Annotated in this window: 3 protein-coding genes and 2 pseudogenes; 3 read left to right on the plus strand and 2 right to left on the minus strand. The window is 48.4% G+C overall.

The features are described from left to right. The first annotated feature begins 305 nt into the window (after positions 1 to 305). Genes QP908_RS11560 through QP908_RS11570 form a run of 3 tightly spaced genes read left to right on the plus strand, consistent with a single transcriptional unit; the run spans position 306 to position 3,221 of the window. Complete coding sequence (locus QP908_RS11560) at positions 306 to 1,169, plus strand: sce7726 family protein (RefSeq protein ID WP_284772342.1); 864 nt, start codon at positions 306 to 308, stop codon at positions 1,167 to 1,169. Further along, on the plus strand, positions 1,169 to 2,176 hold the full coding sequence (locus tag QP908_RS11565; RefSeq protein ID WP_284772340.1) for a sce7725 family protein: 1,008 nt from the start codon (positions 1,169 to 1,171) through the stop codon (positions 2,174 to 2,176). The genes QP908_RS11560 and QP908_RS11565 overlap by 1 nt, the downstream gene beginning before the upstream one ends. Beyond that, entirely contained in the window at positions 2,169 to 3,221 is a 1,053-nt protein-coding gene (locus QP908_RS11570) for an RES family NAD+ phosphorylase (protein ID WP_284772341.1), read from the plus strand. Before QP908_RS11565 ends, QP908_RS11570 begins: the two co-directional genes overlap by 8 nt. A gap of 111 nt (positions 3,222 to 3,332) precedes the next feature. Here the strand turns inward: QP908_RS11570 and QP908_RS11905 are convergent. Continuing rightward, positions 3,333 to 3,670, minus strand: a pseudogene (locus tag QP908_RS11905) (transposase); the annotation flags it as partial. A gap of 102 nt (positions 3,671 to 3,772) precedes the next feature. Next, a pseudogene (locus tag QP908_RS11580) lies at positions 3,773 to 3,988 on the minus strand (hypothetical protein); the annotation flags it as partial.

The following is a 3,988-nucleotide window of genomic DNA, read 5'->3' on the forward strand; positions in this document are numbered from 1 at the left end:
GATGACTTCGAAGCGCTTAATTCAGCTACACTGACCCAAGCAGCATAACTAACCCCCGACGTGTCCACTTTCTGGGGCCAGGCCCGTGGGATGGATGTGTCTAGTTGGTGTTGATTGCGCTTCACGTAATAGACTTGGAATTTGAGTTGAAATGCCGTTAAGTGGCGGTGCGTTGCCTATCGCTTAGCGGCGCAAGAGGATAGTTTATTATTAACATGACTTCGGATACATGCTGTTGGAACCGCGCAAGAGAGCTTTACACGCACATGACATTCCACAGCGTCTAAATTCGGGAGGTGGACAGGATGCAACCTCTTAGAGGGAAAACGCCTCTCGAGCTCTTATTTTCACCTTCGGTCATTAATAGATTGTCTCAAGAAGGTGGTCGCGATTACATTGATCAATTCGCTAATCAAATTGGTTTCAAGGCTGAGCACGGCCAAACAGTGTTTGACTACTATAAGGCAGCGTATTCGTTGATGGGGCGAGAGAAGTTGAGATCCGATTTCGTTTTTCGGAACGAGATTGTCCAGAAGCGATGGCTTCATAGGCATTCAATTAATACAGCTACAGTGTTGAGTGAACATCGCGTGGCACGATCCCGTGCGGATTTGGTTTTGATTAATGGGTTAGCCACTGGGATTGAGATTAAATCTGACCGTGACACATTGAACCGGCTTTCGTCGCAGCTTCGAGACTATTCAAGAGTTTTTCCAAAGACCATGGTAGTGACCGGTTCGGTACATTTGGCAGACGTAATTCGGATGGTTCCTAAGTCGACAGGTGTAACAGAGCTGACTCGCCGGAACACTTTGCGACAAATTGTGCCTGCTGTAGAAAACTACAATTATATCGATTCAGACTCCATGGCTGGAAGTATGAACCAGGACGAAGCTAAGGACCTGCTGGCTATTTTGGGGGAAGAAGTCCCCCAAAAACCTAATACGCTGATTTGGGCAGAAATACGCCGTAAGCTTAGTGAGTTTGATCGTGAAGAATTGTGTTCTGCGTACGCGAAAGTTCTAAAGGCAAAGCGCTCAAAATCGGGTTTTCGCGCTTATCTGTCAAACTTTCCGCGAGCGGTCCAGACTGCCCTGCTCTTGGGAAAGTATGGCCACGAAGAGTGGAGTAAACTGGCGGCAGCGATGTCTCTTAGGATGGAGGAGTAGTGGATAGATACTGGCCGATTTTTAGAGGTAAGCAGTTTGAGCTGCTTGCTTTACGGGATTTGTCTGAATCTCTCTCCGGCGCCTCCGTTAACCCTGTTATCGAGCCAGTGAAAAAGCGACTTGGTGGGCTTCAACGATGCCTACAATCTTTAAAGGATGCTGCCGTTCCTGCGTCAGTGGTGATCAATCCGGAGGTCGGCGAGTTTTCAGATACACCGCTGGGGTTGCTTCAAGAACTCGAGAAAGGTGGAGACGAGGCGGAATCGGTGCGGTGCGTACTTGCGGCAGCCGACTCTTTAGTCCTGAATTTGAGTGCAAATCTGAGATGCGAGGATATCGATTCTGTGGTTGTTAAACTAGGGGAGATATACGAAGAAGATTCCAAGCCTAGTTTGCATATTTTGGCGAGGGGGTTCGCAGAGCCAGTGGCGGTTAAAGAGATTCTAGATAAAAATGGTTTTAAAGTCGGGCCTGGCTTAAAGATTCTATTGGAAGATCTATCTTCTAGGCGCCACTATAAAACGATTTTTGAGGCCGCTCAGTTTGTATGGATCGCCGATGGTTTCAAAAAGCGTAAAAATGCTGATTATCTTGCGTACCCTACGGAGCTTTACGCGACAGCCCTCTGGGATTATTCGGAGTTCGGCTATGAAGGCTTCGGAGACTATTCCATTGTCGGTTCTGATTATTCTGAATCTGGTGGTCCTGCCTGGGCAGTAGCCATTCACCTAACCTCAAATAGCAATGCGATGGTTCCCGAAATGTATGTTCACCACTTCGTTTCGGATGACAATGATTCTCCCTCATTTCCGGCTGAGAAATATGCTCAAGCGTTGGAAAAATTAAAAGTGGAAGTGACTAACCCTAATACGACGATTGTGAGGACCGGAGCTGTCGGAGAATTTTTAAGGCTCCATGAAAATGGGCACTATCCTGGTCTAGGTTATGTGAAAAAGTTGTCCATGATGCACCATCTTGAGCTCATGATGGGGCTCGTGAATGAATAATGTTCAATTTCCAGAGCGGTTCTGCCCAGCGTGTTTTGGGGATCCGGGTTTAGAAGAAATCATAAAAGCCCACGGTCAACGAGAAAAAGGCTGCCCTAACTGTGGCAGGGGAGACGTTGTTCTAGCTGGACTTGATGCGATTAAAGAGCCGTTTCGGTTAGTCGCTGATGCATACGAACCGGATGAGCACGGCGAAACGTTAGTTAGTTGTCTTAAGCGTGATTGGAAGCTTTTCGCCAACAACGCCCTGCGAGAAGACACTCAGCGGGAAATCTTGGCGGGAATCCTCGGTGAGGACCGCATATCTGAAAAATATCGACCATTTCAGGTTCAGTCCGTGGAAGAAGGCTCGGAAGCTTACCAAAGGTTTCGCGATGAGATTATCAGGGAAAACAGATGGTTTGTTGAAAGCTCTAGTTTTATAGATGGAAGTAAGGAGTTTTTGTCTAATCTTCTCTACGATGTAGGGCGCTCAACACTATACCGTGCACGCATCGCTAAAGATCCCGAGAACCCGTACGTAGTTTCCGAAATGGGGGCGCCGCCTTCCGAGTTTGCTCGAGGAGGGAGGTCTAACCCTGAGGGAATAAGCTATTTGTATCTGGCTTCTAATGAGGCTACCGCATTAGCAGAAGTTCGTCCGCAGGCAGGACATATCGTGTGTGTCGGTAGTTTTGAATTTGAGAATCTTCGAGTGGTTGATTTAACAGATCTGCGTCATAGTTATTCGCCCTTTCTCTTGGACGATGTTTCTAAAGTTGGGAGCAGTGCTTCAAAGCTAGCTCTGTTTGAAGCCGTGTCGGAGGAGATGAGTGAACCCATTGTGGACAGTCCATCGAGGGAATATTTACCAACACAATATATGTGTGAAATGATGAAATTCTTGGGTTTTGAGGGGGTCCGCTACCGTAGCAGCCAAGGGGACGGAGCGAATTTCGTACTTTTTAATCATACGGACGCTAAGCCGCTGGAGGTTCACCACCGGAAAGTGAAAAAACTCCAAATTGAGAACGTTGTCGTAGATTCAACAAGAAAGACCATCTAGGGTAGATCCTCTCCGAAAGTTTGGAATCGCTCGGGGTCCTCTAATTCGGCGGATAGAAAGTGTCTAAAATAGATTTAGAACGTACGTTTTAGTAAAACGGCCCTTCCGGTTTTAGAGAGCGTTGATTTTCTCTTGTAGTTGTCCGGAGTGAATTAGGCACCGCAAGACGTAGTGGTTGGGGTTTTTAAATCCGAGGGCGATACCGCGTAGGTGCTCGAGTCTGCCGTTGATCGCTTCGACGGGGCCGTTGGAGGCACCGATATCGAAGTAGACGAGCACGTCGTCGCGTCGACGCCATAGGGTTCGAGCCAATTGAGCGAGCTCCTGCAAGCCTTTCGGTAATTCCTTACGCAGGATATGGATGATCCGTTCCATGAGCTTTTGCCTTCCGATTTCTTCGGATGCGCGTATGCTGTAATAATGTCCTGATAGAGCAGCCATGTTACTTCGCAGGTGAGGGTCATTTTTCTTGTGATGAAGTGGTGGAGCCGCTATGTCGGTGCGAGTTCCTGCTGAATTGCGGCTCTCACATGCGCAAACGGAATAAGCTCCTACTCAATGCGCAGCCGGCCCAAAGTGAAGAGAAAGCGGTAGGCGCGCTGCTCTTCGGTGGTGAGGTGGGTAAGGGTGGCGGAGCCGTCGCCGGGGTCAGGGACGGTCAGGTGCTGGAATTCGGGACGGTGGACCTGACCCCTTTTTTGGTGGACACCTGATATCCAGCCCGGTTGGGTTGGGAAGAAAGGTAATCTACTATCATGTCCAAGTAC

This window comes from Corynebacterium sp. MSK204 (assembly GCF_030229885.1).
Taxonomy (GTDB): Bacteria; Actinomycetota; Actinomycetes; order Mycobacteriales; family Mycobacteriaceae; genus Corynebacterium.

Bases quoted from the DNA above. Each gene is read 5' to 3' on its own strand.
- QP908_RS11560 (WP_284772342.1), top strand. From the start codon at position 306: ATGCAACCTCTTAGAGGGAAAACGCCTCTCGAGCTCTTATTTTCACCT.
- QP908_RS11570 (WP_284772341.1), top strand. From the start codon at position 2,169: ATGAATAATGTTCAATTTCCAGAGCGGTTCTGCCCAGCGTGTTTTGGG.